The sequence below is a fragment of the Stenotrophomonas sp. NPDC077421 genome (genome assembly GCF_049545505.1).
GTDB lineage: Bacteria > Pseudomonadota > Gammaproteobacteria > Xanthomonadales > Xanthomonadaceae > Stenotrophomonas > Stenotrophomonas nematodicola.
Genome location: NZ_JBMWDP010000015.1, coordinates 60,929 through 86,026, shown reverse-complemented (window position 1 = coordinate 86,026; position 25,098 = coordinate 60,929). Strand labels below are relative to the sequence as shown.

At 67.7% G+C, this 25,098-nt stretch carries 27 protein-coding genes; 21 read left to right on the top strand and 6 right to left on the bottom strand.

What is annotated here, in order from left to right; translation table 11 throughout:
- Positions 1 to 391 precede the first annotated feature (391 nt).
- Positions 392 to 892, top strand: coding sequence for a hypothetical protein (locus tag ACPEH1_RS10375; protein ID WP_423715734.1), 501 nt, complete (start codon positions 392 to 394; stop codon positions 890 to 892).
- A gap of 121 nt (positions 893 to 1,013) precedes the next feature.
- Here the strand turns inward: ACPEH1_RS10375 and ACPEH1_RS10370 are convergent, their stop codons facing one another.
- The gene (locus ACPEH1_RS10370; RefSeq protein ID WP_017357647.1) at positions 1,014 to 1,640 is read right to left on the bottom strand and encodes a hypothetical protein; all 627 of its coding nucleotides are present in this window, start codon (positions 1,638 to 1,640) and stop codon (positions 1,014 to 1,016) included.
- An 86-nt stretch (positions 1,641 to 1,726) separates the two neighbouring features.
- Positions 1,727 to 2,326 (bottom strand): DNA-3-methyladenine glycosylase, encoded by a 600-nt coding sequence (locus tag ACPEH1_RS10365; RefSeq protein ID WP_136005386.1) that lies wholly within the window; start codon positions 2,324 to 2,326, stop codon positions 1,727 to 1,729.
- A 191-nt stretch (positions 2,327 to 2,517) separates the two neighbouring features.
- On the opposite strand from ACPEH1_RS10365, the gene ACPEH1_RS10360 reads away from it, so the two are divergent.
- From ACPEH1_RS10360 to ACPEH1_RS10350, 3 genes are all read left to right on the top strand, one after another.
- Positions 2,518 to 3,111, top strand: coding sequence for a GIY-YIG nuclease family protein (locus tag ACPEH1_RS10360; RefSeq protein WP_017356915.1), 594 nt, complete (start codon positions 2,518 to 2,520; stop codon positions 3,109 to 3,111).
- A gap of 64 nt (positions 3,112 to 3,175) precedes the next feature.
- Entirely contained in the window at positions 3,176 to 3,523 is a 348-nt protein-coding gene (locus ACPEH1_RS10355) for a hypothetical protein (RefSeq protein WP_287255081.1), read from the top strand.
- A gap of 116 nt (positions 3,524 to 3,639) precedes the next feature.
- Positions 3,640 to 4,428, top strand: a complete 789-nt coding sequence (locus ACPEH1_RS10350) for a CHAD domain-containing protein (protein WP_423715733.1) — start codon at positions 3,640 to 3,642, stop codon at positions 4,426 to 4,428.
- A gap of 12 nt (positions 4,429 to 4,440) precedes the next feature.
- Here the strand turns inward: ACPEH1_RS10350 and ACPEH1_RS10345 are convergent, their stop codons facing one another.
- Complete coding sequence (locus ACPEH1_RS10345) at positions 4,441 to 5,658, bottom strand: MFS transporter (RefSeq protein WP_026070905.1); 1,218 nt, start codon at positions 5,656 to 5,658, stop codon at positions 4,441 to 4,443.
- A 512-nt stretch (positions 5,659 to 6,170) separates the two neighbouring features.
- Here ACPEH1_RS10345 and ACPEH1_RS10340 point away from each other — a divergent pair.
- Positions 6,171 to 7,148 (top strand): GAF domain-containing protein, encoded by a 978-nt coding sequence (locus ACPEH1_RS10340; protein ID WP_243746254.1) that lies wholly within the window; start codon positions 6,171 to 6,173, stop codon positions 7,146 to 7,148.
- A 29-nt stretch (positions 7,149 to 7,177) separates the two neighbouring features.
- Here ACPEH1_RS10340 and ACPEH1_RS10335 read toward each other — a convergent pair whose 3' ends face one another.
- A complete protein-coding gene (locus tag ACPEH1_RS10335; protein ID WP_017356910.1) occupies positions 7,178 to 7,411 on the bottom strand; it encodes a DUF1653 domain-containing protein in 234 nt (77 codons plus the stop codon).
- Between the two features lie 145 nt (positions 7,412 to 7,556).
- Between ACPEH1_RS10335 and mntR the strand changes: the two genes are divergently transcribed.
- The 4 genes from mntR to ACPEH1_RS10315 all read left to right on the top strand — a co-directional run bounded on the left by mntR (position 7,557) and on the right by ACPEH1_RS10315 (position 10,130).
- The gene (gene mntR / locus ACPEH1_RS10330) at positions 7,557 to 8,015 is read left to right on the top strand and encodes a manganese-binding transcriptional regulator MntR (RefSeq protein ID WP_017356909.1); all 459 of its coding nucleotides are present in this window, start codon (positions 7,557 to 7,559) and stop codon (positions 8,013 to 8,015) included.
- Positions 8,008 to 8,532 carry a tRNA adenosine(34) deaminase TadA gene (tadA, locus tag ACPEH1_RS10325; RefSeq protein WP_017356908.1) on the top strand — a complete coding sequence of 175 codons (525 nt, stop codon included), beginning with the start codon at positions 8,008 to 8,010 and terminating at the stop codon, positions 8,530 to 8,532. Before mntR ends, tadA begins: the two co-directional genes overlap by 8 nt.
- Before the next feature lie 106 nt (positions 8,533 to 8,638).
- Entirely contained in the window at positions 8,639 to 9,214 is a 576-nt protein-coding gene (gene orn, locus ACPEH1_RS10320; RefSeq protein WP_017356907.1) for an oligoribonuclease, read from the top strand.
- Positions 9,215 to 9,254: 40 nt separating this feature from the next.
- The gene (locus ACPEH1_RS10315; RefSeq protein ID WP_051008645.1) at positions 9,255 to 10,130 is read left to right on the top strand and encodes an EcsC family protein; all 876 of its coding nucleotides are present in this window, start codon (positions 9,255 to 9,257) and stop codon (positions 10,128 to 10,130) included.
- 183 nt (positions 10,131 to 10,313) lie between these two features.
- On the opposite strand, the gene ppsA is transcribed toward ACPEH1_RS10315, so the two are convergent.
- Complete coding sequence (ppsA, locus tag ACPEH1_RS10310) at positions 10,314 to 12,692, bottom strand: phosphoenolpyruvate synthase (protein ID WP_017356905.1); 2,379 nt, start codon at positions 12,690 to 12,692, stop codon at positions 10,314 to 10,316.
- 144 nt (positions 12,693 to 12,836) lie between these two features.
- Between ppsA and ppsR the strand changes: the two genes are divergently transcribed.
- From ppsR to ACPEH1_RS10295, 3 genes are all read left to right on the top strand, one after another.
- Positions 12,837 to 13,658, top strand: coding sequence for a posphoenolpyruvate synthetase regulatory kinase/phosphorylase PpsR (gene ppsR / locus ACPEH1_RS10305; protein ID WP_017356904.1), 822 nt, complete (start codon positions 12,837 to 12,839; stop codon positions 13,656 to 13,658).
- A gap of 76 nt (positions 13,659 to 13,734) precedes the next feature.
- The gene (locus tag ACPEH1_RS10300; RefSeq protein WP_136005372.1) at positions 13,735 to 14,247 is read left to right on the top strand and encodes a DUF1249 domain-containing protein; all 513 of its coding nucleotides are present in this window, start codon (positions 13,735 to 13,737) and stop codon (positions 14,245 to 14,247) included.
- Positions 14,248 to 14,305: 58 nt separating this feature from the next.
- Complete coding sequence (locus tag ACPEH1_RS10295; protein ID WP_017356902.1) at positions 14,306 to 14,794, top strand: NUDIX hydrolase; 489 nt, start codon at positions 14,306 to 14,308, stop codon at positions 14,792 to 14,794.
- Between the two features lie 38 nt (positions 14,795 to 14,832).
- Here ACPEH1_RS10295 and ACPEH1_RS10290 read toward each other — a convergent pair whose 3' ends face one another.
- Positions 14,833 to 15,513, bottom strand: a complete 681-nt coding sequence (locus ACPEH1_RS10290) for a class I SAM-dependent methyltransferase (RefSeq protein WP_312708588.1) — start codon at positions 15,511 to 15,513, stop codon at positions 14,833 to 14,835.
- A 306-nt stretch (positions 15,514 to 15,819) separates the two neighbouring features.
- Between ACPEH1_RS10290 and ACPEH1_RS10285 the strand changes: the two genes are divergently transcribed.
- The 9 genes from ACPEH1_RS10285 to ACPEH1_RS10245 all read left to right on the top strand — a co-directional run bounded on the left by ACPEH1_RS10285 (position 15,820) and on the right by ACPEH1_RS10245 (position 25,081).
- Positions 15,820 to 16,434, top strand: coding sequence for a CDP-alcohol phosphatidyltransferase family protein (locus tag ACPEH1_RS10285; RefSeq protein WP_136005366.1), 615 nt, complete (start codon positions 15,820 to 15,822; stop codon positions 16,432 to 16,434).
- A 46-nt stretch (positions 16,435 to 16,480) separates the two neighbouring features.
- Positions 16,481 to 17,551 (top strand): class III poly(R)-hydroxyalkanoic acid synthase subunit PhaE, encoded by a 1,071-nt coding sequence (gene phaE, locus ACPEH1_RS10280; protein ID WP_312708585.1) that lies wholly within the window; start codon positions 16,481 to 16,483, stop codon positions 17,549 to 17,551.
- Positions 17,548 to 18,612 (top strand): class III poly(R)-hydroxyalkanoic acid synthase subunit PhaC, encoded by a 1,065-nt coding sequence (phaC, locus tag ACPEH1_RS10275; protein WP_017356975.1) that lies wholly within the window; start codon positions 17,548 to 17,550, stop codon positions 18,610 to 18,612. Before phaE ends, phaC begins: the two co-directional genes overlap by 4 nt.
- Positions 18,609 to 18,980 carry a DUF5329 domain-containing protein gene (locus ACPEH1_RS10270; protein ID WP_262072406.1) on the top strand — a complete coding sequence of 124 codons (372 nt, stop codon included), beginning with the start codon at positions 18,609 to 18,611 and terminating at the stop codon, positions 18,978 to 18,980. The genes phaC and ACPEH1_RS10270 overlap by 4 nt, the downstream gene beginning before the upstream one ends.
- A 75-nt stretch (positions 18,981 to 19,055) precedes the next feature.
- The gene (locus tag ACPEH1_RS10265) at positions 19,056 to 19,259 is read left to right on the top strand and encodes a PspC domain-containing protein (RefSeq protein WP_017356977.1); all 204 of its coding nucleotides are present in this window, start codon (positions 19,056 to 19,058) and stop codon (positions 19,257 to 19,259) included.
- On the top strand, positions 19,256 to 19,696 hold the full coding sequence (locus ACPEH1_RS10260; protein ID WP_017356978.1) for a hypothetical protein: 441 nt from the start codon (positions 19,256 to 19,258) through the stop codon (positions 19,694 to 19,696). Before ACPEH1_RS10265 ends, ACPEH1_RS10260 begins: the two co-directional genes overlap by 4 nt.
- Before the next feature lie 168 nt (positions 19,697 to 19,864).
- Positions 19,865 to 20,080 carry a hypothetical protein gene (locus ACPEH1_RS10255; protein ID WP_423715732.1) on the top strand — a complete coding sequence of 72 codons (216 nt, stop codon included), beginning with the start codon at positions 19,865 to 19,867 and terminating at the stop codon, positions 20,078 to 20,080.
- Between the two features lie 106 nt (positions 20,081 to 20,186).
- The gene (locus ACPEH1_RS10250) at positions 20,187 to 22,553 is read left to right on the top strand and encodes a Tex family protein (protein WP_136005362.1); all 2,367 of its coding nucleotides are present in this window, start codon (positions 20,187 to 20,189) and stop codon (positions 22,551 to 22,553) included.
- Positions 22,554 to 22,888: 335 nt separating this feature from the next.
- Positions 22,889 to 25,081, top strand: coding sequence for a PAS domain S-box protein (locus ACPEH1_RS10245; protein WP_262072209.1), 2,193 nt, complete (start codon positions 22,889 to 22,891; stop codon positions 25,079 to 25,081).
- The last annotated feature ends 17 nt before the right edge of the window (positions 25,082 to 25,098 follow it).

Below are 25,098 nucleotides of genomic sequence, written 5' to 3'. Positions count from 1 at the left end.
GATGGCTGCAGCGCTTCATGCGCATGCGCGGACGATCGCTGCTCTGACGCGTCCGGTGGCGTTACGCGGTCGCTGACGACGGATGTAACACATCCTTCCCAAGGGTATGCCGGCTGCGGGAAGGATATGCCGGCTGCAGGGCTGTAGGAGGCTGGCGCGGACTGAGTCCGCTTGCAGGAAAAGGCAAGCGACCCTGCGCCGGCGCGTGTCGTTTGTTGCTCGGTCAGGATGTTCTTCTGATGGAGTGCGCCGTAGTTGGGATTAAGTCGCACTTTCTGTTGGTTTTCATCGCTAGTATCGATTCGCGGACACGAGGTTCGCGATAGAAAATAGGGAGCTTTACGTGCGAGTTAATATACATGGTGTATTGATCCTCCTGGCTTCGGCAGGCATGTCCGAAGTCCATGCACAGGATGCGCAGTCCGAAAGTCCGCCAGCCACGACTGTCCATATGGAAGCGACGTTGTCCCTGCCGCCAGGCGTGATGCTGCGTGAGATTCTCCGGCTGCATCGCCCGTCTTCCCAGACCTTTGCCACGTTGTGGTTCTGGCCGCAGAATTGGGAGGAGATAGGATGGAAAATGGGAGGCTCGTTGGGCTTTATCTCTGCAGCACCGTTTGAGAACAGCGCACCGATCTACTGGTGCTGGGGGATCACCAACTGGGACATGTTCTCCTACCTCGATCCGAACTGCGAAGGCGGGTACCGGACCCCGGACAACGGCCCGGTTGGTTTCATATCAACTGTGCAGCTTCCGGGGACGACGCCACTCTACCGATGCGTGTTCAAGTGGAACGGAACGCAATGGCGACATTTCGACTCGCTGCAAGCAAACTGCGAGGGGGTTCCCGCCGTTACCAATGATGGGACGCTCGGATACGTCTTCCTGTAGTGATCATGCCGCCCGGCATCATGTCGGGCGGCTTCAATGTGTCATGTTTCTGCACGAAGGCGGCCGCAATCAAGCTCGTCCTGCGTCGCAATCAATCGCGATTACCATCGAGGACAAGGCATCAGGGCAACACGCCCTGCAGGTAGCGTTCAATCACGTAACTGAAAGGACGCTGCCGGTGGTCGCGCAGCACGGCGCGCACCTCCAGCACAGTGGCCTGCGGGCCTTCGCCGCAGTCGGGCCAGCAGGTGGCATCACCCAGCGTCTGGCGCTGGAAGCCAAGCGGCTTCACCACGCGTCCAAATGGTTCGTCGCTGCCATCCAGCGTGGCATTCATGGCGGACGTGAGCAGGTCGGGGACATACCAGTTGTCCGCTTCGGACAGCACGCGGGTGCCGCAGACCAGGCGCACACGGCGGTAGCGCAGCGGCACATCGGCTTCGACCTGCAGCGCTTCGCGCACTTCGGGCGGTGCATCGCGCACGACACCCTCAACGCGCACCGCCCGTACCTTCGCCGTGTCGGCGAGGCCCTGTTCGGCGCACCAGGTCTCCAGCGTGCTGGTCGCGCTGTGTCCCGCCAGCAACCGCGCGTGCAGCGCCTGCACCAAGGCCGTGCGCGAGGCCAAGGACGCTGTCGCGGCCGGCGAGGCCGGCGAGCCGCCTGTCGCGAAGGCGGCCACGGGCGCTGCAGCGAGCAGCGACGCGGCTTGCCAACGAAGACGGGCAGTGCGGTCGAACGGGCCCATCGTGATCCACCGTGAAAGAAGACGTCAGTTTACCCGGTCCTGTAGCGCGACCCGGCAATACGCGCGTGAATCTGTCGCACCGGTCGTCAAACCGGACGCCGGCGGCCGGACACATGGTCATTGCCGGGAACATGCCAGCGCCAGGGGAACGTCGTGGCGCGGCGGATGCCGATGCGCGGGCCGACACCAGGCTGCGAGGGCGGCGGCATGCCATCGCTGACGATCCGGATGGGCCCGGCGCTGTCGGTCAGATCAGTGCCGTCCAGTGCGCCGGTGATGCCCAGCGCCTGCGACAGGCGACCCGGCCCACTGGCCAGGTCACGATCGCGCCGGGCGGCGACCCGGGCCTGGCGCATCCGATCGATCCCGGCCAGCGGCGCCAGCGCCCGCAGCAGTACGCCCCAACCCTGGCCGATGTCGCCGCAGACCGCATTGGCGCCCCAGTGCATGCCGTAGGTGAAGTAGACATACAGATGCCCGGCCTCCCCGAACATCGTGCGCGTACGCGGGGTCATGCCGCGGAACGAATGCGCGGCCGGATCCTGGTCGCCGGCGTAGGCCTCCACTTCCACGATGCGCCCGGCACGTCCGTCGTCGCGCAGCAGTATCGTGTTGAGCAGGTCCGGTGCCACCTCGGTGGGGTGACGCTGGTAGAACGCGCGGGGCAGGGGTGTCCACTCAATCATGCGGCCCCCGCTGCGCGACGGTCCGATTCCGCATTGGGGGTCTCCTCGGTGGCCTGGGTCGCAGCATGCGCGTCGGAGCGTCGACAGGGGATCAAGCTGCCGGTCGTCACGTTGCGCTCGCGCTGCGTTCGCAGCTCATGAGCCGATGTCCCGTCAATCTGGCGGTGGTCCAGAACGGGAGCAAACCACCGATGATGAAACCGATGCAGGACCAGAACGCCCCGATCGCGCTCGATGGGCGCTGTTTCGCCTATGTGTTTCCGTGCGCGTGGGAGGACTACGGCAAGATCGGGTTCTCGCGCGATCCGCTGGCGCGCATCGGCGCGCTCCACCATCGCTGGTTCGAGTTCTTCGATCTCGACGCCGGCGTGTTGATTGAAACCGAGACCCAGCGCGACGCGCGCGATGTCGAGCTGGCGCTGCGCCGCCCGCTGAAGGCGCATCGCGCGCCGGCACCGCTCACCGTGCAGGACAAGGCCGGTGGCAGGACCGAGTGGGTACGGGGTGCCAACGATCTCCTGCGGCCCGCCGTGCAGGCGCTGGCCGAGGGCGGTCACCGGATCCACCCGCTGCGCGCCTGGCTCGCCGCCGCGATGCTGGCGCGCGCCGACGGGTTGTTCGACTGGTCGGCTGCGGTGCTGCCGGAGGAACCGGTCGCGCGCGATGCCTTGTCCGTACGCGCGCAGGTGCTGCTGCGCGACGCCCTGGATGCCCACGTGGCGCTGGGGATTGATCTGGAGGGGCGTGTGCCGCCGCACGTGTGGTCCTGGTACCGGCCGACGTAGCGCTAACAGGTGCCTTGTTGGGCGCGCAAGGCGCTCATATAGTGCCCCCTTACAAGGGGGAAACATGGCCGACAACGCATCCGCTCCATCGTATGACCTGACCACGGCTGCGGGTATTGCCGCCGCCGGCATGGCGCTGAGCGTATTGACACCGCTGGGGCCGCTGGTGGCAGCGGCCGCGCTGGCACGGAAGTTCTTCAAGCCCAGCGTGGAGGTACAGGCGCAATCCGCAGCGGACCTGATCAAGGCGGGCGCCGAGAACAACGTGGACGAAATGGAGATCACGCTCAGCGAAGAAGCAGGGCTGCACATCAAGTCGGCGCATCCGGAGGTACCCATCAAATTGACGATGGGCAAGTCCGGGACGGTGACGATGAAGGTCAAGTACCGGTCGCCCCCGGCGACGGCCTGATCGGTACCGGGCGGTCCCGGTACCGACACGGGGGCACACCCCGCCTGGCGGGCGTGAATCCGGCGGGCGGATCGACCGCTACACTGCCGGTTCCGTGACGATTCCGGTGGGGTGCCATGCAGTCGGTTGTTCCCGGAAGCGCTGCCCATGCGCTTGCCCGCCAGGCGTGCCGCGATATCGAGCAGGCGTTGTCGCTGGGCGGGGACGCGCATGAATCCGTGCACGCCGCACGCAAGGCGATCCGGCGCCTGCGGGCGTTGCTGTCGCTGCTGGAACGTACCGACCTTGCGCTGGGTGACGCCGATGCCATGCTGCGCCGGCTGGGGGATGGCCTTTCCGGACTGCGTGACGCGCACGTGGCCGTGGAGACGGCGGCGCTGCTCGCCGCCCGCGCACCCACTGCGCCGTGGCCGTATGTGATCGGGCGCCTGCAGGCGCGTCGCGATGCCTGGTTGCGGCGCGCGCTGGCCGGCGATCCGGCATTCGGTCGCCGGCGTGATCGGGTCCGGCGGGTCGGCGCGCTGCTGGATGCCCAGCCCTGGGCCGCGATCACCCTGTCGCAGGTACGGGCCGGCCTTGCGCGCAGTGCCAACCGCGTGCGCAAGGCGGAACGTCGGGCCCATCGACATCCGGAGCCGGAACGGCTGCACCGCTGGCGGCGCAAAGTGCGGCGCCTGCGCATGCAGGTGGAAGCCATGCCCCACCTGGATGCGCACCTGTTGAAGGTGCCGCATGTGCGCGGCGGAGGCGGTGAAGCCAAGGCCCTGCACCAGCTCAGCACTCAGCTCGGCTGGCAGCAGGACCTGCGCATGCTGCGGAACCTGGTGCGGGTCATGCCGGGCGTGACGGACCGCAGGCAACTGCTGGCGCAGATCGATCAGGCGCGGAGCAGGCCGGTCGCCTGATCGCCGTGCCGCTCAGCGCTCGCAGGGCACGGCGAGCGCGCGTGACTGGCGCTCGACCAGCATTGCCACGCCCCACAGCAGCAGACCGCCCAACGCCGTGGCAGCGCCGACATAGCCGGTGGTGGCCGGACTGAGGCCGGCACCGATGGCCATGCCACCAAACCACGGCCCCAGCGCGTTGGCGGTGTTGAAGGCGGCATGGTTGGAGGCGGCCGCCAGCGTCTGTGCTTCTCCGGCCACGTCCATCAGACGGGTCTGCAGCACCGCTGCCAGCGCGCCCATCGTGCCCACCGCGACGATCATCGGGAAGATGCTCCACACCGAGCGCGCCGCCAGCGGGTAGAGCAGCAGCACGATCACCGACCACACCAGCACCACGGCGGCTGCACGGAAGTGGAACCGGTCCACGAGCCAGCCACCGGCGACGTTGCCGATGATCGCGCCGATGCCGAAGATGCCCACCGCGACCGGCATCCAGGATTCGGCCAGGCCGGTGACCTGCACCAGCGTCGGCGCCAGGTAGGTGAAGACGCAGAACATGCCGGCAAAGCCGATGGAGCCGATCGCCAGCGCCAGCCACACCTGCGGGCGGTTGAAGGCGCGCAGCTCGCGCATCGGCGAGGTGCGCTGCTCGTCAGGGTCGGGCAGCAGGAAGCGGGCGATCATCGCCACCGTGGCGATGGCCAGCACGCTGACCAGCGCGAACGCGGTGCGCCAGCTGAGCATCTGGCCCAGCCAAGTGGTAAGCGGGTTGCCCACCAGGATCGCGACGGAAAGGCCGAGCAGCACCTTGGACATCGCCGATCCACGCTGGGACGGCGGGCTGATCGCGGCTGCCACCAGCATCGCCACACCGAAGTAGGCGCCGTGCGGCAGGCCGGCGACAAAGCGCGCCAGCAGCATCGTGCCGTAGTTGGGCGCCAGCGCGCTGGCCAGGTTGCCCACCGCATAGAAGCCCATCAGCGCCAGCAGCAGGGAGCGTCGCGCAAATCCGGCACCGGCGAAGGCCAGCACCGGCGCGCCCACCACCACGCCGATGGCGTACGCACTGATCAGGTGGCCGACCTGCGTTTCGCTGATCGACAGGCCGCGGCTGATCTCCAGCATCAGGCCCATGCTCGCAAACTCGCTGGTACCGATCGCAAAGCCGCCCAGCGACAGCGCAAGCAGGATGAAGGTGCGCTCGCGCGGGGTCAGGCGCGCAGCGAGGGAAAGGGCGGGAGAGCTCATTGGGCAGCGGGAGGCAATGCGGTACGGTCAGTAATTGTACTGCTGCGCCGCAACATCCAGCCCGCTCAGGAACGACGGCGGCGCCCGGTTCAGCACCGGGCCATATCGACCGGCAGCCGGGAAAAGTGCCGCGCAGGCCGCGATCGCCGCGTTCGTGGGTCAACGGGGCGGCAACGGCCGGCGGTCCTCCGCCGATACGGGACGCAGCTTTCCGCCTGCAGGACAGGGCGCGGCGATGGCGATGCCGATGGAAGGACTGCCGTTCCGGGGTCGCAGGCCGTGCGGCAGGTATCACGCGGGGAAACCGTTCGTGGCTGCGCCGGGGCAGCGCATGACGTTCCGTCCCCGACCCACCGATGTCACCGATCGCGTGTGGCACGGAAACGACCGGCGCATGGATGCTTCCTGCGCCTCACGCGGCGACACCCGACGCCGGGCCCGCACGGTACGGGCATCTCCGGCATTCGTGCGACAATGGTGGACAGGCGCGCAGACGCGCCGACAGGGGGGCTATGACTACCGGCACGCGTTTTCCAACAGTGATCGGTTTCGATCTGCCCGGCCAGCAGGACGCGCCAGGCGGGTCGCGGGTCATCATCACCGCGATCCTCGACGGCGTACCGCCCGACGATTGGATGCTTGCCTTCCACCGTGAGGCGGGCCGCGGCCTGCGCGAGACCTTTGCCGTCGAGCAGATTCGTCTGGTGGGCGAGGGGCTGCACTTCGTCGGCGCCATCACCGATGCGCGCGGTCTGTCGGCGGCGGTGCGTGGTCTGGTCGAGCGGGTGACGGCGCAGGTGCTTGATCGCCGTCTCGCCGTGCTGGACAACCTCGTCGATGAGTCCAACTGGGGGCCGAGCGCAGGAAACGACGACACTCCGCCCAGCGACCCGCGCATGCTCGACGTGGCGCAGTTGCAGGCGATGCCGGCGGTACCGGGCATCCTGGCGCTGGCCAGCGACCTCACCGCGATGCGCTTCGTTGCCGTGGCGCGGGTGACCAGCGACCGCTGGACCACCTGCGCGGTGCACGACCTGCTGGGCTTCGGCCTCGCACCGGGGCAGGATCTCGTGCTCGAAACCACGATCTGCCATGAAATCCGGCAGCACCAGATGACGGTGCAGTTCAACCAGGCCAGCGAGCACCCTGTATTCTCTCGGCACCACACGCCGGCGATGTACGGCTTTGAGAGTTACATCTCGGTACCGGTGCGACGGCGTGACGGCAGTTTCTTCGGCACGCTGTGCGCACTGGATCCGTTGCCCTCGCGCCTGGATGCGGCGGGGGTCGCCTGTTTCGAGGTGATGGGTGCGGCCATCGGCGCGCATCTGGATCTCGACGAAGGCGCATCGAACGTGGCTGCGCCGTCGGTCGCCGACGTCCTGGGTACGTTGGCCACACGGTTGCAGGCGCTTGAGCCTTCCGCCGACCCGGCCGTGCAGACGGTGCTGGCGCGGCTGCGTGCGCTGCTGCCTGCAGTGGCCGCCTGAGGCGCGCCGCGGCGGGCAACGCGCGGGAATCAGTCCGTGACGCGTGCGAATCGCGCGCGCGGCTGTCCGTCCACGTCGACCTGGGCGATGAACATCGCATACGGTCGGACCCAGACGCCGATGTCGGCATCGAGGGGGCGGTACAGCACCATCGGCTCGAGGGTTTCGCTGTGCCGGACGATGCCGAGCACCTCGTAGTTGCCGCCCTTGAAGTGACGGTAATGGCCCAGTGGCAGGGTGGGCAGGGCAGGCAGGTCGGACATGGGCGGAGGGCGTGGATGAGCGGTGTCCATTATGGCGCGCTGGACCGCCACCGCAGCCAGCCGTGAGGGGGATGCGGAACGGCTGCGGTAAACTGCGCCTCCAGCCGCCAGCGTCTTCTGCCCGCGGCCGCCCGCAGGAGCCTGCATGACCCCGACCACCCGCAAACCGCCATCCCCGCTGATCGATGCCCACATGCACGTGGAAGGGTTCGTGCAGGTGCGCGAGGCGCGCCGGTCGGAGCTGGTGGAAGACTACGTGGAGCTGATTGCCGATCTCATCGCCGATGGTCGCGAAGCGCGGCAGGTGGACATCGCCACGCGCCTGGGCGTCGCCCAGCCCACGGTGGCCAAGGCGCTCAAGCGGCTGGTCAAGGAGGGCTGGGCGATACAGCGGCCGTACCGGGGGGTGTTCCTGACCCCGGCCGGCGAGCAGCTCGCAGTTGAAATGCGGGCGCGCCACCAGACGGTGGAGCGCTTCCTGCTGGCGCTGGGGGTGGATGCCGATTCGGCGCGGCGCGATGCCGAGGGCATCGAGCATCACGTCAGCGAGGCTACGCTGGCTGCCTTCGAGGCCTTCCTGCGCAAGGCCGAACGCCGTGGTTGAGCGCCTGCCGCCGCCACCGCCGCTGGGCGTTCCGGTCCACGACCGCGACGAACACTGGATGCAGCACGCCCTGGTCCTGGCGGGCCGCGCCGAGCGCGAGTTCGACGAGATTCCCGTCGGCGCGGTGCTGGTGGGTGCCCAAGGCGAGGTGCTGGGTGAGGGCTGGAATCTCAACATCGCCGACCACGATCCCAGTGCGCATGCCGAGATCGTGGCGATGCGCCACGCGGGCCGGGCGATCGGCAACCATCGCCTGCTTGGCAGCACGTTGTACGTCACGCTGGAGCCCTGCGCGATGTGCGCGATGGCGATTGTGCATGCGCGCGTGGCGCGGCTGGTGTACGGCGCCAGTGATCCGAAGACCGGTGCCTGCGGCAGCGTGTTCGACCTCATCGGCGACGCGCGGCACAACCACCGCGTGGAGGTTCACGGCGGCGTGCTGGCCAAGGAGGCGAGCACGCGCCTGACCAACTACTTCCGCGCCAAGCGCGGCAAGCCGCCACTGCTGCTGGAGTGACCTCCTGGCTGCGCCGGCGACGGAGCGTCGACGCGATGGCGGTATCATGGCGCCCTTTCCATCCCCGGTCGGCGCTGTCGCGACGACCCCAGCACAAGGCGTAGACATGGCGGACAACGGCGCAGAAGGCGAACGACTGATCTGGATCGACCTGGAAATGACCGGTCTGGACACCGACAACGATGCGATCATCGAGATCGCCACGGTCGTGACCGACGCGCAGTTGAACGTGCTGGCCGAAGGGCCCGAGTTCGCCATCCACCATCCGGTGGAGCGGCTGGAAGCGATGGACGAGTGGAACCGCAACCAGCACCGTCGCTCCGGCCTGTGGCAGCGGGTGGTCGAGAGCACCGTCACGCTGGGCCAGGCGGAAGCGCAGACGGTGAACTTCCTGGCGCAATGGATCAAGGCCGGCGCCTCGCCGATGTGCGGCAATTCCATCTGCCAGGACCGTCGCTTCCTGCACCGCGAGATGCCCCGCCTGGAAAAGTACTTCCACTACCGCAATCTGGACGTGTCCACGGTGAAGGAACTGGCCCGGCGCTGGGCCCCGGCAATTGCTGCGGGGGTCGGCAAGACGTCCAGCCACACCGCGCTGAGCGACGTGCACGACTCGATCGCCGAACTGCGCCACTACCGCCAGTTCATGGGCGCGCTGGCGGGGTTGCCCGGGCAGGCGTGATGAACGCGCCGTTCAAGCCTGCGGCGCTATGATCCGCGGCATGAACGACCTCGTCCGCAGCACGCCACCCCCGCTGGAAACGCAGATCCTGCCCACGTCGCAGGACTGGGCCGACCTGCAGCGCGCCGTCGCGCTGCTGGAGTCGCCTACGCTGACCGCCAAGATGGCCAACCTGATCGGCTCGCCGCTGGAGTTCGCGGTGAAGAAACTGCCGCAGTCGGTGTCCCGGCGCATCCACGGTGCGGTCGAAGCGGCACTGTTCAAGTCCGCGCAGGCCGCCCTGTGGACGATGGACAACACGCCTGGCAAGGCCGCATCGACGCGCTGGCACAAGCTGGCGGCGGCGACCTCCGGTGCGGTCGGCGGGGCCTTCGGCTTCACCACACTGTTCATTGAGTTGCCGGTGTCGACCACGATCATGATGCGCTCGGTGGCCGATGTGGCCCGCAGCGAAGGGTTCGACCTGCGTGACATGGCCACGCGCCATGCCTGCCTGGAGGTGTTTGCGCTCGGGGGAAACTCCGGCAAGGACGACGCCAGCGAGACCGGTTACTACATCACCCGCGGGTTTACCGCGGAAGTGATGCGCCACCTGTCGGCCGAGCTGGCCGGCCGCGCCGTGGGCGGCACCCCGGTGATGATCGGGCTGACCCCGAAGGAAGCCGGCAAGTGGCTGGCCAAGATCGTGGAGAAGGTTGCCGCGCGCTTCGGTGTGGTGGTGACCGAGAAGTTCGCCGCACAGGCCGTCCCGATCGTCGGGGCCGTGGCCGGGGCGACGCTCAACACCATGTTCACCGACTATTACCAGGACATGGCGCGCGGCCATTTCATCGTGCGCCGGCTGGAGCGCACCTACGGGTACGACACGGTCCGCGCCGCGTACGCGTTGCTCGCCGGTCAGGCCGACAATTCGTAACCACCGGTGGTTCGCTGCGCGTGCGCGTGGCAGCCGACCAACGGTCGGCTGATCGTGGCCCCTCACCGGTAGAGCCGACCGTGGGTCAGCGGCGCTGCGTTCACGTCCGGCATCGCGTGCCCCCGGCCCATAAAAGCAGAACCCCGCTTGCGCGGGGTTCTGTCGTCTACCGGAACGGCTGGATCAGCCGTTGGCCTTCAGCTTGGCCAGGCGCAGCCAGGTGTCGACGACGGTGTCCGGATTCAGCGACACCGACTCGATGCCTTCCTGCATCAGCCATTCGGCCAGGTCCGGATGATCCGACGGGCCCTGGCCGCAGATGCCGACGTACTTGCCCTTGGCGCGTGCCGATTTGATCGCCATCGACAGCAGCTTCTTCACCGCCGGGTTCCGCTCGTCGAACAGGTGCGCGACGATCGAGGAATCGCGATCCAGGCCCAGGGTGAGCTGGGTCAGGTCGTTGGAGCCGATCGAGAAGCCGTCGAAGATGTCCAGGAATTCATCGGCGAGCAGTGCGTTGGACGGCACTTCGCACATCATGATGATCTTCAGGCCGTTCTCGCCCTGCTTGAGGCCGTTCTGTTCCAGCACCTGGACGACCTTGCGGCCTTCTTCCAGCGTACGCACGAACGGAATCATCACCCACAGGTTGTCCAGGCCCATCTCGTTGCGCACGCGCAGCACGGCCTTGCATTCCAGGGCGAAGGCGGCCGAGAAGCTCGGGTCGACATAACGGCTGGCGCCGCGGAAGCCGATCATCGGGTTCTCTTCGTGCGGCTCGTAGTTGCTGCCGCCGATCAGGTTGGCGTACTCGTTGGACTTGAAGTCCGACAGACGCACGATCACCGGATTCGGTGCCACCGATGCCGTCAGGGTGGCGATGCCTTCGGCCAGACGGTTGACGTAGAAGCTGACCGGATCGGCATAACCGGCGATCTTCTCGTCGATCTTCTTCTTCGTGGCCGCGTCCTGGCGGTCGTACTCCAGCAGCGCGTTGGGATGGATGCCGATGTGGCTGGCAATGATCATCTCCAGGCGGGCCAGGCCGATGCCGGCGTTGGGCAGCTGGCCGAAGTCGAACGCACGCTCCGGGTTGGCCACGTTCATCATGATCTTCAGCGGCGCCGGCGGCATGTTGCCCAGGTCCGTGGTGGTGCGCTCGAAGTCGAGCTTGCCTTCGTAGATGAAGCCGGTATCGCCTTCAGCGCAGCTGACGGTGACTTCCTGGCCATCGGCGATGACCTGGGTGGCGTTGCCCGAGCCGACCACAGCCGGCACGCCCAGTTCACGCGCGATGATCGCGGCGTGGCAGGTGCGGCCGCCACGGTTGGTGACGATGGCCGAGGCGCGCTTCATCACCGGCTCCCAATCGGGGTCGGTCATGTCGGCGATCAGCACGTCGCCGGGCTGCACGCGCGCCATGTCGTCCAGCGACTTGACCACGCGCGCGGTGCCGGCACCGATCTTGGCGCCCACGGCGCGGCCTTCGGCCAGCACCTTGCCGTCCTTCTGGTTCAGCGTGAACCGTTCGATCTGGGTGGCATGGCCACGCGACTTCACCGTTTCCGGACGCGCCTGCACGATGAACAGCTTGCCGCTGACGCCGTCCTTGGCCCACTCGATATCCATCGGGCGGCCGTAGTGCTTTTCGATGATCAGTGCCTGCCTGGACAGTTCCTGCACATCCTCGTCGCTGATCGAGAAGGTGTTGCGGATCTCGACCGGGGTGTCTTCGATGCGCACGCGCTCACCGGGGACGTCCGAATACACCATGCGGATCGCCTTGCTGCCGAGCGAACGGCGCAGGATCGCCGGCTTGCCGGCGTTGAGCGTGGGCTTGTAGACGTAGAACTCGTCGGGATTGACCGCGCCCTGCACGACCATTTCGCCCAGACCGAAGCTGGAGGTGACAAACACCACGTCGCGGAAACCGGATTCGGTATCCAGGGTGAACAGCACGCCGGACGAGCCGACGCCCGAGCGCACCATCAGCTGCACGCCGGAGGACAGGAACACGTCTTCGTGCTTGAAGCCGTGGTGGACGCGATAGGCGATGGCGCGGTCGTTGTACAGCGAGGCGAACACTTCCTTGACCTTGTGCACGACGTCGTCGGCACCGGTCACGTTGAGGAAGGTCTCCTGCTGGCCGGCGAAGGAGGCATCGGGCAGATCTTCGGCGGTGGCCGAGGAGCGCACGGCCACGGCCACGTCGCCGCCGCCGTTCTCATCGCACAGCTGCCTGTAGGCGCTGCGGATGTCCTGGTCCAGCTGCGGCTGCAGCGGCGCGTCGATCACCCAGCTGCGGATTTCCTTGCCGGCGGCGGTGAGCGCGGCGACATCTTCCACGTCCAGCGTGGCCAGCCTGTCGAAAATGCGCTTGGACAGATCGTTGTGCGCGATGAAGTCCTTGAAGGCTTCAGCGGTGGTTGCATAACCGCCGGGGACAGAAACCCCCAGACCGGCAAGATTGCCGATCATTTCGCCCAGCGACGAATTCTTGCCGCCTACGCGGGCCAGGTCGGCCAGGCGCAGTTCGTGCAACCACAGGATATTCTCGTTCAAGCGCGATGCTCCGTTTGGCCATCGCCCGAGGCGGGCTGGAATGGCCACGTCCGTAGGAAGAAGCCGATATGATGCCGGGCAGACCGCCGTCGGCACAAGCTTGTATCGACGGTCTTTTTAGGCTTCAGAGGGGGTAAAAGGCGCATGTCGACGATCCGTCCGGTGTTCTACGTGTCCGATGGAACCGGTATCACCGCTGAAACCATTGGACATAGCCTGCTGACCCAGTTCTCCGGGTTCAGCTTCATTACCGACCGCATGTCCTTTGTCGATGACCCCGAAAAGGCCCGGGAGGCCTGTGAACGGATCCGCGCGGCGGGCGAGCGCTACCAGGTCCGGCCGATCGTGGTCAGCTCCTGCGTGGACAGCGGGCTGAGCGTGATCCTGGCGGAAAGCGGCGGGTTGATGCTGGACGTGTTCGCCCCCTTCATCGAGCCGCTGGAGCGCGAGCTGGCCGTCAGCCGCCATTCCCGGGTCGGCCAGGCCCACGGCATGGTGGACTTCGAGACCTATCACCGGCGCATCAACGCGATGAACTTCGCGCTGACCCACGACGATGGCATTGCCATCAATTACGACGATGCCGACGTGATCCTGGTGGCCGTGTCGCGGGCCGGCAAGACCCCCACCTGCATCTACCTGGCGCTGCACTACGGGGTGCGCGCGGCGAACTACCCGCTGACCGACGAGGACCTGGAACAGGACCGGCTGCCGCCGCGGCTGCGCCCCTACCGCAAGAAGCTGTTCGGCCTGACGATCGACCCGGACCGTCTGCAGCAGATCCGCCAGGAGCGCCGCCCGAATTCGCGCTACGCCAACTTGGAGACCTGCCGCCGCGAAGTGGCGGCTGCGGAGACCATGTTCCGCATGGAGCGCATCCCGACCCTGAGCACCACCCACACCTCCATCGAGGAAATCTCAAGCAAGGTGCTGGCCACGCTGGGGCTGCAGCGGGAGATGTACTGACGCCTGGTGCCCGGCCGGCCCTTTGGCCGGGCCGCTGCCGCCCCCACGTTGGAGGATCAACGTGTAGGATCGAGACATGGCCCAGGCATCACCCCGACTGGAACGCATCCCCCGGCTCAGCCGCCTGAGCTGGCTGATGGGCCTGTACGCGGAGAACTACCAGCATCTGGTGCGCCTGTTCGCACCGGCGGAGCTGGCACCCGGCAGCTATGTGTCCTCGATCGGCGACGGGCTGGACGTGCGCCTGGATGTCATCGAATGCCACCGCTACACCGTCGAACTGCGGCTCACCTACGACTTCGCCGACCCCGTCACCGGCCAGCCGGACCCGTCGGCCTATGTGCGCCTGTACCGTGACGCCCGCCAGGCCGAGACCACCCATTGCTATGTCGGCCGCCGCTGGCAGGACGTCATGGGCATGTACCCGCCGCCGGCCGAGCTGATCAGCCACCGCATGCGGATGAACACCTTCCTGGGCAAGTGGCTGGAATACCTGGCCGAGCGCGGGCATGGCGTGGCCACGCTGCGCCGTGACGGCGATGCCGCGGCCCCGGCGCGCGACGCCCGACGCGCCAGCGCGGTGCCATAAGCGACGCGGTTGCGGTCGATCCCGCATAATCGGGGTCTGCAACCCGAGCGTGTGTGAGATGCCCTATACCCCGATCGTGGCCACCCTGGGCTACGTGCTGTCAGCGGACGGCAAGCAAGCGCTGATGATCCACCGCAACGCCCGTCCCGGCGATCAGCATCTGGGCAAGTACAACGGCCTGGGTGGCAAGGTCGAACGCGACGAGGATGTCGCCGCCGGCATGCGCCGCGAAATCCGCGAGGAAGCCGGCATCGAGTGCGGCACCATGCGCATGCGCGGCACCATCAGCTGGCCCGGTTTCGGCAAGCAGGGTGAGGACTGGTTCGGCTTCGTGTTCGTGATCGAGGACTACACCGGCACTCCCCTGACCGCCAATCCGGAAGGCACGCTGGAGTGGGTGGACGTGGACAAGATCGAAGATCTGCCGCTGTGGGAAGGTGATCGCCGGTTCCTGCCGCTGGTGTTCGACCAGGACCCGCGCCCCTTCCACGGCGTGATGCCCTATCGGGACGGCGCGATGCTGTCCTGGTCGTACACCCGCCTGTAAGGGCAGGACGCGATACCACTGCCGGCCGGCGGCCGGCGCTAGCGTCGTGCTAGCAGCAGATGGAAGTGCTTGTCGATCTGGCGGCCATCGTTGCCGGTGCCGGTCTCGCGATGGCTGCGCCACCCGCAGACCCGCAGGCCGGCGCTGCGCAGGGCCAGCTCCACCTCGGCCAGCGCGTGCAGGTGAAAGCCGTGGGCGGCGAAGGGCAGGGTGCGCATGAACGCCGCGTCGCCGAAGGCCAGGCACAGCCGTGCGCCGGGGCGCAGTACCCGCGCCAGTTCCTCCAACGGCGTACGCAGGTCCTCCCAGAAGTACAGCGTATTGACCGCCAATGCCGCGTCCATGCACGCCTCGGGCAGCGCCAGGGCATGGGCATCGCCCAGGCGTATCTCGGCGCGGTCCTCCAGCCCGGCGGCGTGCAGCCTGGCCTGCGCGGCCTCCACCATGTCGCTGGACACCTCGATGCCCAGGTAGCGGCTGCCCGCGGCTTGCAGCAGGCCGCCGGCGAAGGCGGCGTTGCCGGGGCCTATCTCCAGCACCCGCTCGGCAGGGCCGACCGCCAGCAGCGCGATCGCGGCCCGGTTGAGCGCGCCGTTGCTGCGGTTCATTGACTCGGCGATCGCCAGGGCGTGCTCGCCATGCGGGTGCCGCAGCTGCGCGGCCAGGTGTTCGGGGGAAAGCAAGCGCGTGACTCCTGTCGCGGCGGGCGGGCAGGACATGGCGGCGGCGAGTCCACCCGGCAGCATAGCGCCTCGGCGGCGGTGGGCGCATGTCAACTCAAGCGCGCGCGCGGGGCGGCGTGCTGACAACGACTTGTCCACAGGGGGTGTGGATGACTGGTGCGCAAGTTTGTGGATAAGCGCCGTCAGCCCCCGCCCACGTTGGCTGTCAAGATGGGTGGCCAAAAATTCACCGCACGTCGTGGGCCGGTGAACAGGGCGGGAAGGCCCGGTCCGGCCCGGATGCTCTGTCCCCGTTCGGGCTGCTCGCGGTACTCTCTTGCCACTGCCGTCAACCGATACCCCATGAAACGTCACTTCTCGATGCTGCGCGAATTCCAGCTGGCCGACTGGTTCACCTTGGCCAATGCGTTCTGCGGCACCGGCGCGGTGTTTGCCGCGATGCGTTTTCTGCAGGACGGCGAGCACCGCTATCTGCTGTTCGGAATGGCCCTGATCCCGCTGGCCTTCATTTTCGATGCGCTGGACGGACGCATCGCGCGCTGGCGCAAGTCCAGTTCTACGCTGGGCCGCGAGCTGGATTCGCTGTCGGACATCATCTCCTTCGGTGTCGCCCCGGCCGCGCTGGCCTACGCCTGCGGCATGCAGGGCGGTTGGGACTGGCTGGTGCTGAGCTACTTCGTCTGCTGCGGGGTGAGCCGCTTGGCGCGCTATAACGTGACCGCCGAATCGCTGGCCGGCGAGGGCGACAAGGTGCCGTATTTCGAAGGCACGCCGATTCCCACCAGCCTGGCGCTGGTGGTGGTACTGGCGATCGCAGCCAGCATGGGGGCGATCGGACCGGACCTGTGGCTGGGTCAGTGGCAGTTGGGGCCGTGGCAGCTGCACCCGATGGTGCTGCTGTTCGCCCTGTCCGGGTCGCTGATGATCAGCAAGACCCTGCGCATTCCCAAGCCGTGAGCCCGATCGTGCCCCTGTCGAACCGCCTGCTGGCTGGAGCCCGCCGATGAGCACCGCCGGCCGTGGTGGTGGCGCGGACGATATCGAAGCGCTCGCCCGCCAGTATTTCGGTGCCTGGGGTGATGCCCTGCGCCATGCCGCCGGGGTGCCTGGCGACAGCCACGATCCCGGTCGCGCGGGTGGTTGGCAGCAGGCGATCGAGGCGTGGTCGCAGTTGATGCCCGACGCGGGCAGCGGTCCGGCCGACGACGCCGTGCGCCGCTTCCGCGAGCAGGCCGGCGGCTGGTACGGGACCATGCAGCAGGTGGCCGCGCAGTTTGCCGGCCGCGACGCCAGCAGCGCCGACGTGGCACAGGCCTGGCGTGCGGCGGTGGAAGGGCAGGGCGACGGTCTGCTGCAGTGGATGCTGCAGGCCGCGCGAGGCCACACCCGTGCCGACGGTCCGGACCTGCTCAAACTGCTGGAATCGCTGCAGCGCGATCTCGGGCCGTGGATGCAGAGCCCGGCGTTCGGCCCTGGCCGCGAACACCAGGCACGCTGGCAGGCCCTGCTGCGCGCGCAGCAGGAGTTCCAGACGCACTCAAGCGCCTATGTGGACCAGATCAAACAGGCGCTGGACGATGCATTCGCCCTGTTCGAGCAGCGCCTTGCCGAGCACGAGCAGCCGGGCAATCAGCTCACCAGTGCCCGTGCGATGTTCGACCTGTGGATCGAGGCGGCCGAAGAGGCCTATGCGAAGGTCGCCCTGTCCGAGCCGTTCCAGCAGGTGTATGCGGCGCTGGGCAATGCGCAGATGCGCCTGCGCGCGGCCACGCAGCATGAAATCGAGCGCGTGACCGAAAGTCTGGGTCTGCCCACGCGCACGGAGATGGATGCCGCACACCGTCGCATCGCGGAACTGGAGCGGCTGGTGCGGCGGATGATGCAGGCGGCGCCGGCGAAGGCCGCGCCGGCCAGGTCAACAGCACGCGCCACCCCTGCTGAGGCCCCCAAGGCCCCCAAGGCGACCAAGTCCCCCAAGGCGACCAGAACCCCCAAGCCGGCGAAACCCGCCAAGCCGGCTAAACCTGCCAAGCCGGCCCCGGCCGCACCCGCGCGGCGGACGCGCAGCCGATGAAGGGCCCGTTGGGATTCAACGCAGAGGACCTGCTGCAGGAAACCCTGGCCATGCAGCGCAAGCTGATGGACGGGCTGACGCTGCTGCCGTCGGTGGAGGACGTGGACTACGGCGTCACCGCGCGCGAAGAGGTCTGGCGGGACGGCAAGGTAGCGCTGTATCGGTTCATCGGCACCGAAGCGCCGGTGCACTCGACCCCGCTGCTGATCGTGTATGCGCTGGTCAACCGGCCGTACATGGTTGATCTGCAGGCCGACCGTTCGTTGGTGCAGAAGCTGCTGGCACTCGGACACGACGTGTACGTGCTGGACTGGGGCTACCCGGACCGCTCCGAGCGCTACCAGACGCTGGAGGATTACCTGCTGCGGTTCATCGACGGCGCGGTGGACCACCTGCGCGCGCAGTCCGGCGGCCCGATCGACATGCTCGGCATCTGCCAGGGCGGGGTGTTCGCGCTGTGCTACGCGGCCCTGCGCCAGCACAAGCTGGCCAACCTGGTCACGATGGTCACGCCGGTGGATTTCCACACCGCCGACAACATGCTTTCGCACTGGGCACGGCATGTCGACGTCGACCTGCTGGTGGACACGCTGGGCAACATCCCGGCCGACCTGATGAATGCCAGTTACCTGATGCTCAAACCGTTCCGGCTCAACGTGCAGAAGTACGTCGGTCTGCTCGACATCCTGGACGACAAGGCCGCGCTGGAGGACTTCCTGCGCATGGAAAAGTGGATCTTCGATTCGCCCGATCTCGCCGGCGAAGCCTTTCGCGACTTCATCAAGCAGTTCTACCAGGGCAACGGCCTGATGCACGACGGCGTGCGGATCGGCGAGGAACATGTCGACCTGCGCCAGGTGACGCTGCCGGTGCTCAACATCTACGCCGAACAGGACCATCTTGTCCCGCCGGATGCCTCGCGCGCGATGCGCGGCCGGATTGGCAGCAGTGATTACACCGAAAGCAGCTTCCGTGGCGGCCACATCGGCATCTATGTCTCCGGCCGCGCCCAGCGCGAAGTGCCTGCGACCCTCTCACAGTGGCTGAAGGAACGAACATGACCCACCTCCGCGTGATGACGATGCTGCTCGTGGCGCTGCTGGCGGCCGCCGGTGGCGCCTCGGCCGCGCCCAGCGACACCGCGCGCCGCGAGATCGCCGCGCTGATCGGCGCACTGGACGGCTCGTCCTGCCGCTTCCAGCGCAACGGCAGCTGGCACGACGCCGCAGAAGCGCGCGCGCACCTGCAGCGCAAGTACGACTACCTGCTCAGGAAGGACAAGGTGGATACCGCCGAACAGTTCATCGAACGGGCCGCCAGCCAGAGCAGCATGAGCGGCAAGCCCTACCGGATCGCCTGCCCGGGCCAGCCCGAACAGACCGCGGCGGCGTGGTTCGGTGCGCGCCTGAAGGCCTTGCGCGGACGCTGAGCGCCTGGCGCCGCATGCGCCGCATACACACCGGTCCGCGCTAGCATTTCCCTCATACCGTTGGAGGACCCTGCCATGAACGCCACACCCCGCACGCTCTCGCGCTCGCTCAACGACCGCATGATCGCCGGCGTGATGGGCGGCATCGCGCACCGCTTCGGCTGGAACCCGACGCTGCTGCGGATCGTGTTCGTGGTGGTCTCCCTGGCGTCGGCTGCCTTTCCCGGCATCCTGGTGTACCTCATCCTCTGGCTGCTGATTCCCAACGAGGCCGATTGATCCTGCCGCCATTGGCGCTGCGCGTCCTGCAGGGGCTGGGCGCGCTTTGGACCGCGCCCAACACCCTGATCGGTCTGCTCGGTGGCCTGCTGGGGATGGTGGCGGGCGCGCGTCCGTCGTGGAATGCACGCGACCGCGCGGTCGTGTTCCGTGACTGGCCGTGGGGGCCGGGCGGCGCGATCACCCTGGGCAACGTGATTCTGCACACCGGCCCGGTACTGGACGTGCCGTGCCGCACGTACGCGCATCAGGCGGGCCACTGCACCGAGCCGGTCATCGGTCTGCACGACCATGAGCGCGCACATGTCTATCAGTACATGGTGCTGGGCCCGTTGTACCTGCCGGTGTACCTGCTGTGCGGCGGCGTCAGTGCGCGCAATCCCTTCGAGCGCGCGGCCGATGTGTATGCGATGACCGGGCGCGGCTGGTGGCCGTAATGGCCACGTGTTAGCGATGCGTTAATTTCGTGTAAGCAAAACGTCGGTAACGCGACGTCATCTGCATGCAAACAAACGTTATTAACCTCAATGACGCATCAGTCAGGTTGGGCGCGGTAAGCTGCACGCTGTTGGACATGCACGATGCTTTTTGGAGGAGTACATCACATGGCAATTGTTCTTTATGTCGGTGGTAGCAAGGATGGCGACAAGGGCCTGGTGCCCCACGGCTTCAGCAAATCCCGCGCCGAGACGGCCCAGGGGCCGGAGATCTACACCGAGCGGTTCATGGAGCTGCAGGGCGTGGGCCGGGTGCGCGTCATGGCCCTGGAATCCCTGCTGGATGAATCGGTGAAGGTCCGCGCGGCGCGGCACTACCGCTGAGCGCCGACCATCGGCGACAGGTTGGAGGGCGGCTGTCAACGGGTTTCCCCCGCCGCCCTGCGTTGCCACAATCGGGTTTTCCGTAACGTGGCTCCGGCCGGAAGCAATGCCTGACATCAAGCTCGCCCAGCAGATCGCCCAGACCATCGCCGACGAAATCGGCGCCCAGGCTGCCCAGGCGCGTGCCGCCATCGCCCTGTTGGACGAAGGCGCCAGCGTTCCGTTCATCGCCCGCTACCGCAAGGAAGTCACCGGCGGCCTGGACGACACCCAGCTGCGCAACCTGGAGACGCGCCTGACCTACCTGCGTGAACTGGAAGACCGCCGCGCCGCGGTGCTGTCCAGCATCGACGAACAGGGCAAGCTCAGCGACGAATTGCGTCTGGACATCCTGGCCGCGGACACCAAGTCGCGCCTGGAAGACCTGTATCTACCCTACAAGCCCAAACGCCGCACCCGCGCCCAGATCGCGCGCGAGGCCGGGCTGGAACCCCTGGCCGATGGCCTGCTGGCCGATCCTGGCCTGGACCCGCAGGTGTTCGGCGCCACTTTCGTCGATGGCGACAAGGGCGTGGCCGACGTCAAGGCCGCCCTCGAAGGCGCCCGGGCGATCCTGATGGAGCGCTGGGGCGAGGACGCGGCGCTGGTCGGCGAGCTGCGCAACTGGCTCGGCGAGCACGGCGTCATCCGCGCCCGTGTTGCCGAGGGCAAGGAAGAGCAGGGTGCCAAGTACCGGGATTATTTCGAGCACGCCGAGCCGCTGGCGAAGATTCCGTCGCACCGCCTGCTGGCGCTGTTCCGCGCGCGCCGCGAGGAAATTCTGTTCCTGGAGCTGGACCCGGGCAGCGATGCCGAGGCCGGCCACCAGTATGCCGAGGGGCGTGTGGCGCACAACGCCGGCATCCGCGATGCCGGGCGCCCGGGTGACCGCTGGCTGCTTGACGCCTGCCGGCTGACCTGGCGCGCCAAGCTGCACATGCACCTGCTGCTGGACCTGTTCAACCAGGCGCGCGAAAAGGCCGAAGCCGACGCCATCGCGGTGTTCGGCGACAACCTCAAGGATCTGCTGCTGGCCGCCCCGGCGGGCCCGAAGACCGTGCTTGGCCTGGACCCGGGCATCCGTACCGGGTGCAAGATCGCCGTGGTCGATGCCACCGGCAAGCTGGTCGCCACCGACACCATCTACCCGCACGAGCCGCGTCGCCAGTGGGACCAGTCGCTGCACACGATCCGGCAGCTGTGCATCACGCACAACGTGGAGCTGATCGCGATCGGCAACGGCACCGCCAGCCGCGAGACCGACAAGCTGGCCGGCGAGGTCATCAAGGCGCTGGGCGACACCCGGCTGCAGAAGATCGTGGTCAGCGAGGCCGGCGCATCGGTGTACTCGGCCTCGGAACTGGCGGCCAGGGAGTTCCCCGATCTGGACGTGTCGATCCGCGGTGCGGTGTCGATCGCGCGGCGTCTGCAGGACCCGCTGGCCGAGCTGGTGAAGATCGAGCCCAAGGCGATCGGCGTGGGTCAGTACCAGCACGACGTGGACCAGTACCGCCTCGCGCGCGCGCTGGATGCGCGGGTGGAAGACTGCGTCAACGCGGTTGGCGTGGAGGTCAATACGGCCTCGGCCGCACTGCTCTCGCGGGTATCCGGCTTGTCCTCCACCGTGGCCGAGAACATCGTGCGCCACCGTGACGACAACGGTCCGTTCAAGCGCCGCAAGGACCTGCTCAAGGTGCCGCGCCTGGGCGACAAGACCTTTGAACAGTGCGCCGGCTTCCTGCGCATCGCCGACGGCGACCAGCCGCTGGATGCCTCGTCGGTGCACCCGGAAGCCTATCCGGTGGTCGAGCGCATCGTGGCGGCCACCGCGCGCCCGATCAAGGCGCTGATCGGCGACGGCAGCTTCCTGCGCAGTCTGAAGGCCGAGCAGTTCACCGATGCCACCTTCGGTGTGCCGACGGTGCGCGACATCCTCAAGGAGCTGGAGAAGCCCGGCCGCGACCCGCGCCCCGAGTTCAAGGCGGCGCGCTTCGCCGACGGGGTGGAAGAGCTGAAGGACCTCAAGGTCGGCATGATCCTCGAAGGCGTGGTCAGCAACGTGGCCGCGTTCGGCGCGTTCGTGGACATCGGCGTGCATCAGGACGGCCTCATCCACATCTCGGCGCTGTCGGACACCTACGTCAAGGACCCGCGCGACGTGGTCAAGGCCGGCGACATCGTCAAGGTGAAGGTGCTGGAGGTCGACGTGGCCCGCAAGCGGATCGCGCTGACCCGTCGCCTGGACGACACCCCGGCACCGGCCAAGGCCCCGGGCGAGCGCGACGCGCGTCCGGCCGGCGGTGGCCGCCGCGACGGCGGGGGCCCGCGTCCCGGCGGCCGGGGTGGCCCGTCTGGTCCGCGCCCGGGCAGTGGCGCCCCGCCGGCCAACAATGCCCTGGCCGACGCCTTCGCCCGCGCAAAACGCGGCGGCTGAGGGCCTGGGAGCCGGCGGCGGTCGCGGTGCGACCGCCGCCGTTCGCCGCAACGGGACATGGGTACCGGCGGCGAACAGGCCTGTTTTCGTGGGCTGCGCGCCGCCGCCGGGGCGGCGGCGGGCCGTTGCACCGCCATGCCGCGAGGGGGGCGGTGGGCCGGGGTACTTCTGGTTTGACTCCGGTTTAAGCACACTTCCCGTTGAATGGCCGCACGGCGTGGCGCGCGGTCGCGGGGAGGGGACATGGCGGACACCAGGAACAGGGCGTTCGGCCGGGCATGCGCCCGGGCCGCGCACGCGCCTGCCGCATCGGCGACGGGCAGCCGGAGGCCGTCATGAGCCGCGAGCCGGGCAGCATTCCCGCCCCGACGGACGATCTGTCCGACCAGCTTCGCCGCATGGAGAAAATCATCGATGGCATCGCCGTCGGCACCTGGGAGTGGAACATCCAGACCGGCCAGATGCGGGTCAACGAGCGCTGGGCCGGCATTGTCGGCTACACGCGCGAGGAACTGGCTCCGATCACCCCGGAGACATTCTTCCGGCTGGTGCATCCAGACGATCTTGAGAGCTCCAACGCACTGCTGAAAGAGCACCTGGAAGGACGCTCGCTGCGGTTCGACAGCCTGTGCCGGATGCGCCACAAAGACGGACACTGGATCTGGGTACAGGATCGCGGACGCATCTACGAATGGGATGCGCAGGGCCGGCCGGTGTGGATGGCCGGTGCGCATGCCGATGTCACCGACCTGCAGACAGCCCGCCAGGATGCGGCCAACATGCGCCAGCGCCTACAGGCGGTGGTGGATGCGTCCGACGAAGTGGCGGTGATCGCCACCGACATCGACGGCGTGGTCAACCTGTTCAACACCGGCGCGCAGAAGCTGCTCGGCTACAGTGCGGACGAAGTGATCGGGCGGGTCAACCCCGGCCTTTTCCATGATGCCGAGGAAATGCGCGCGTACCTGCAGCAGGATGTCGGTGACGGTGTGCCGCTGCCCAGCATCTTCCAGGCGCTGACCGCTCGCGCCGCGCGGGGCACCTGGTCGCACCAGTGGACCTTCGTGCGCAAGGATGGCGAGCGCCGCCAGGTGCGCCTGTCGATCAGCCCGCTGGATTGCGCCAGCGGCTCGCGGATCGGCTACGTCGGCATGGCGGTGGACATCACCCCGCTGCTGGCGATCCGCGAGCAGGCGTATGTGGCGGCGGAGAAGTTCGCCGGCGCGTTTTCCTCGGCCGCGCTTGGCATGGCGCTGGTGTCGCTCGAAGGGCGCTGGCTGGATGTCAACGATGCCCTCTGCGGCATCCTTGGCTACACCCGTGCGGAACTGCTGCAGATCGACTTCCAGACCTTGACCCATCCCGAAGACCTGCACGCCGATCTGACCCTGGTCGGCGACCTGCTCGCTGGCCGCCGTGATCATTACCACATGGACAAGCGCTACCTGGGCAAGGCCGGCAACATTGTCTGGGGGCGGCTGTCGGTGTCGCTGGTGCGCGCCGGCAACGGCGAGCCGCTGCATTTCGTGTCGCAGATCCAGGACGTCACCGCGCAGCGCCAGAGCGGGCAGCAGCTGCGCGAGTCCGAACAGCGCACGCGGATTACGCTGGATGCGGTGGCCGACATGGTAGTGACTCTGGATCTGCACGGCACGGTCCAGTACGCCAACGCAGCCGCGAGCCGGGCGTTGGCCGGGGCAGGCGCCGACGGCCTCACCGGCAGCCGGCTGGCCGAGCTGATGGAACTGACCACCGAGTATGCGCCCCGTTCGCCGCTGGACCTGTCCGTGCTTCTGGATCCGGACAGCAATGCGGTGGATCTGCATTCGGACCTGCTGTTGGCGGTGGGCGCCCAGCGGGTGCCGGTGGACCTCACGCGCGCCTGGCTGCGTGGCGAGGACGGCGTCATCAGTGGTGCGGTGTGGGTGATCCGCGATGTCACCCAGCAGCGCGCGCGCCAGCGCGAAGCGCGCCATCTGGCCGAGGTCGATCCGTTGACCGAACTGAGCAACCGCCGCGGGTTCGAAGCGCACCTGCAGCAGGCGATCACCCGCGTGGCCCGCACCGGGCAGCAGGCGTCGCTGATGTACATCGATCTGGACCACTTCAAGCCCGTCAACGATACGCACGGTCACCTCGCCGGCGATGCCGTGCTGTGGGCGGTGGCCAGTCTGCTGCGGCATGGGGTGCGCGATTCGGATATCGTCGCCCGACTCGGCGGCGACGAGTTCGCGGTGATCCTGGCCGGCTGCTCGCTCAAGCGTGCGCGGCGTATCGCCAGCGATCTGCTCGACGCGCTGCGCGCGCTGTCCATTCCGTGGGACCAGCAGCGGCTGGCAGTGGGGGCCAGCATCGGCATTGCCGCCCTGGGCGGCGCCATGAGCGTGGATGACGCTGTGGCCGCCGCCGATGCGCAATGCTATCGGGCCAAGGCCGCCGGCCGCGACAACGTGCAGGTGGAGGCGCCGGGCGAGGGCCCGTTCGATCCGCTCGACAGCGGCGATACCAGCGAGGCAGGGGAGGGCTGAGCGGTGCCGCAGGCTGG

Excerpts from the sequence above, each read along its gene's own strand:
- mntR (WP_017356909.1), top strand. The coding sequence starts at position 7,557 with ATGACCCCGACCACCCGCAAACCGCCATCCCCGCTGATCGATGCCCAC.
- ACPEH1_RS10255 (WP_423715732.1), top strand. The coding sequence starts at position 19,865 with ATGGCAATTGTTCTTTATGTCGGTGGTAGCAAGGATGGCGACAAGGGC.
- ACPEH1_RS10335 (WP_017356910.1), bottom strand. The coding sequence starts at position 7,411 with ATGTCCGACCTGCCTGCCCTGCCCACCCTGCCACTGGGCCATTACCGT.
- ACPEH1_RS10315 (WP_051008645.1), top strand. The coding sequence starts at position 9,255 with ATGAACGACCTCGTCCGCAGCACGCCACCCCCGCTGGAAACGCAGATC.
- ACPEH1_RS10340 (WP_243746254.1), top strand. The coding sequence starts at position 6,171 with ATGACTACCGGCACGCGTTTTCCAACAGTGATCGGTTTCGATCTGCCC.
- ACPEH1_RS10375 (WP_423715734.1), top strand. The coding sequence starts at position 392 with ATGTCCGAAGTCCATGCACAGGATGCGCAGTCCGAAAGTCCGCCAGCC.
- ACPEH1_RS10350 (WP_423715733.1), top strand. The coding sequence starts at position 3,640 with ATGCAGTCGGTTGTTCCCGGAAGCGCTGCCCATGCGCTTGCCCGCCAG.
- phaE (WP_312708585.1), top strand. The coding sequence starts at position 16,481 with ATGAGCACCGCCGGCCGTGGTGGTGGCGCGGACGATATCGAAGCGCTC.
- ACPEH1_RS10345 (WP_026070905.1), bottom strand. The coding sequence starts at position 5,658 with ATGAGCTCTCCCGCCCTTTCCCTCGCTGCGCGCCTGACCCCGCGCGAG.
- ACPEH1_RS10295 (WP_017356902.1), top strand. The coding sequence starts at position 14,306 with ATGCCCTATACCCCGATCGTGGCCACCCTGGGCTACGTGCTGTCAGCG.
- ACPEH1_RS10365 (WP_136005386.1), bottom strand. The coding sequence starts at position 2,326 with ATGATTGAGTGGACACCCCTGCCCCGCGCGTTCTACCAGCGTCACCCC.
- ACPEH1_RS10250 (WP_136005362.1), top strand. The coding sequence starts at position 20,187 with ATGCCTGACATCAAGCTCGCCCAGCAGATCGCCCAGACCATCGCCGAC.
- ACPEH1_RS10300 (WP_136005372.1), top strand. The coding sequence starts at position 13,735 with ATGGCCCAGGCATCACCCCGACTGGAACGCATCCCCCGGCTCAGCCGC.
- ACPEH1_RS10265 (WP_017356977.1), top strand. The coding sequence starts at position 19,056 with ATGAACGCCACACCCCGCACGCTCTCGCGCTCGCTCAACGACCGCATG.
- ACPEH1_RS10285 (WP_136005366.1), top strand. The coding sequence starts at position 15,820 with ATGAAACGTCACTTCTCGATGCTGCGCGAATTCCAGCTGGCCGACTGG.
- ACPEH1_RS10360 (WP_017356915.1), top strand. The coding sequence starts at position 2,518 with ATGATGAAACCGATGCAGGACCAGAACGCCCCGATCGCGCTCGATGGG.
- ACPEH1_RS10355 (WP_287255081.1), top strand. The coding sequence starts at position 3,176 with ATGGCCGACAACGCATCCGCTCCATCGTATGACCTGACCACGGCTGCG.
- ACPEH1_RS10370 (WP_017357647.1), bottom strand. The coding sequence starts at position 1,640 with ATGGGCCCGTTCGACCGCACTGCCCGTCTTCGTTGGCAAGCCGCGTCG.
- orn (WP_017356907.1), top strand. The coding sequence starts at position 8,639 with ATGGCGGACAACGGCGCAGAAGGCGAACGACTGATCTGGATCGACCTG.
- ACPEH1_RS10245 (WP_262072209.1), top strand. The coding sequence starts at position 22,889 with ATGAGCCGCGAGCCGGGCAGCATTCCCGCCCCGACGGACGATCTGTCC.
- ACPEH1_RS10290 (WP_312708588.1), bottom strand. The coding sequence starts at position 15,513 with ATGTCCTGCCCGCCCGCCGCGACAGGAGTCACGCGCTTGCTTTCCCCC.
- ACPEH1_RS10270 (WP_262072406.1), top strand. The coding sequence starts at position 18,609 with ATGACCCACCTCCGCGTGATGACGATGCTGCTCGTGGCGCTGCTGGCG.
- phaC (WP_017356975.1), top strand. The coding sequence starts at position 17,548 with ATGAAGGGCCCGTTGGGATTCAACGCAGAGGACCTGCTGCAGGAAACC.
- ppsR (WP_017356904.1), top strand. The coding sequence starts at position 12,837 with ATGTCGACGATCCGTCCGGTGTTCTACGTGTCCGATGGAACCGGTATC.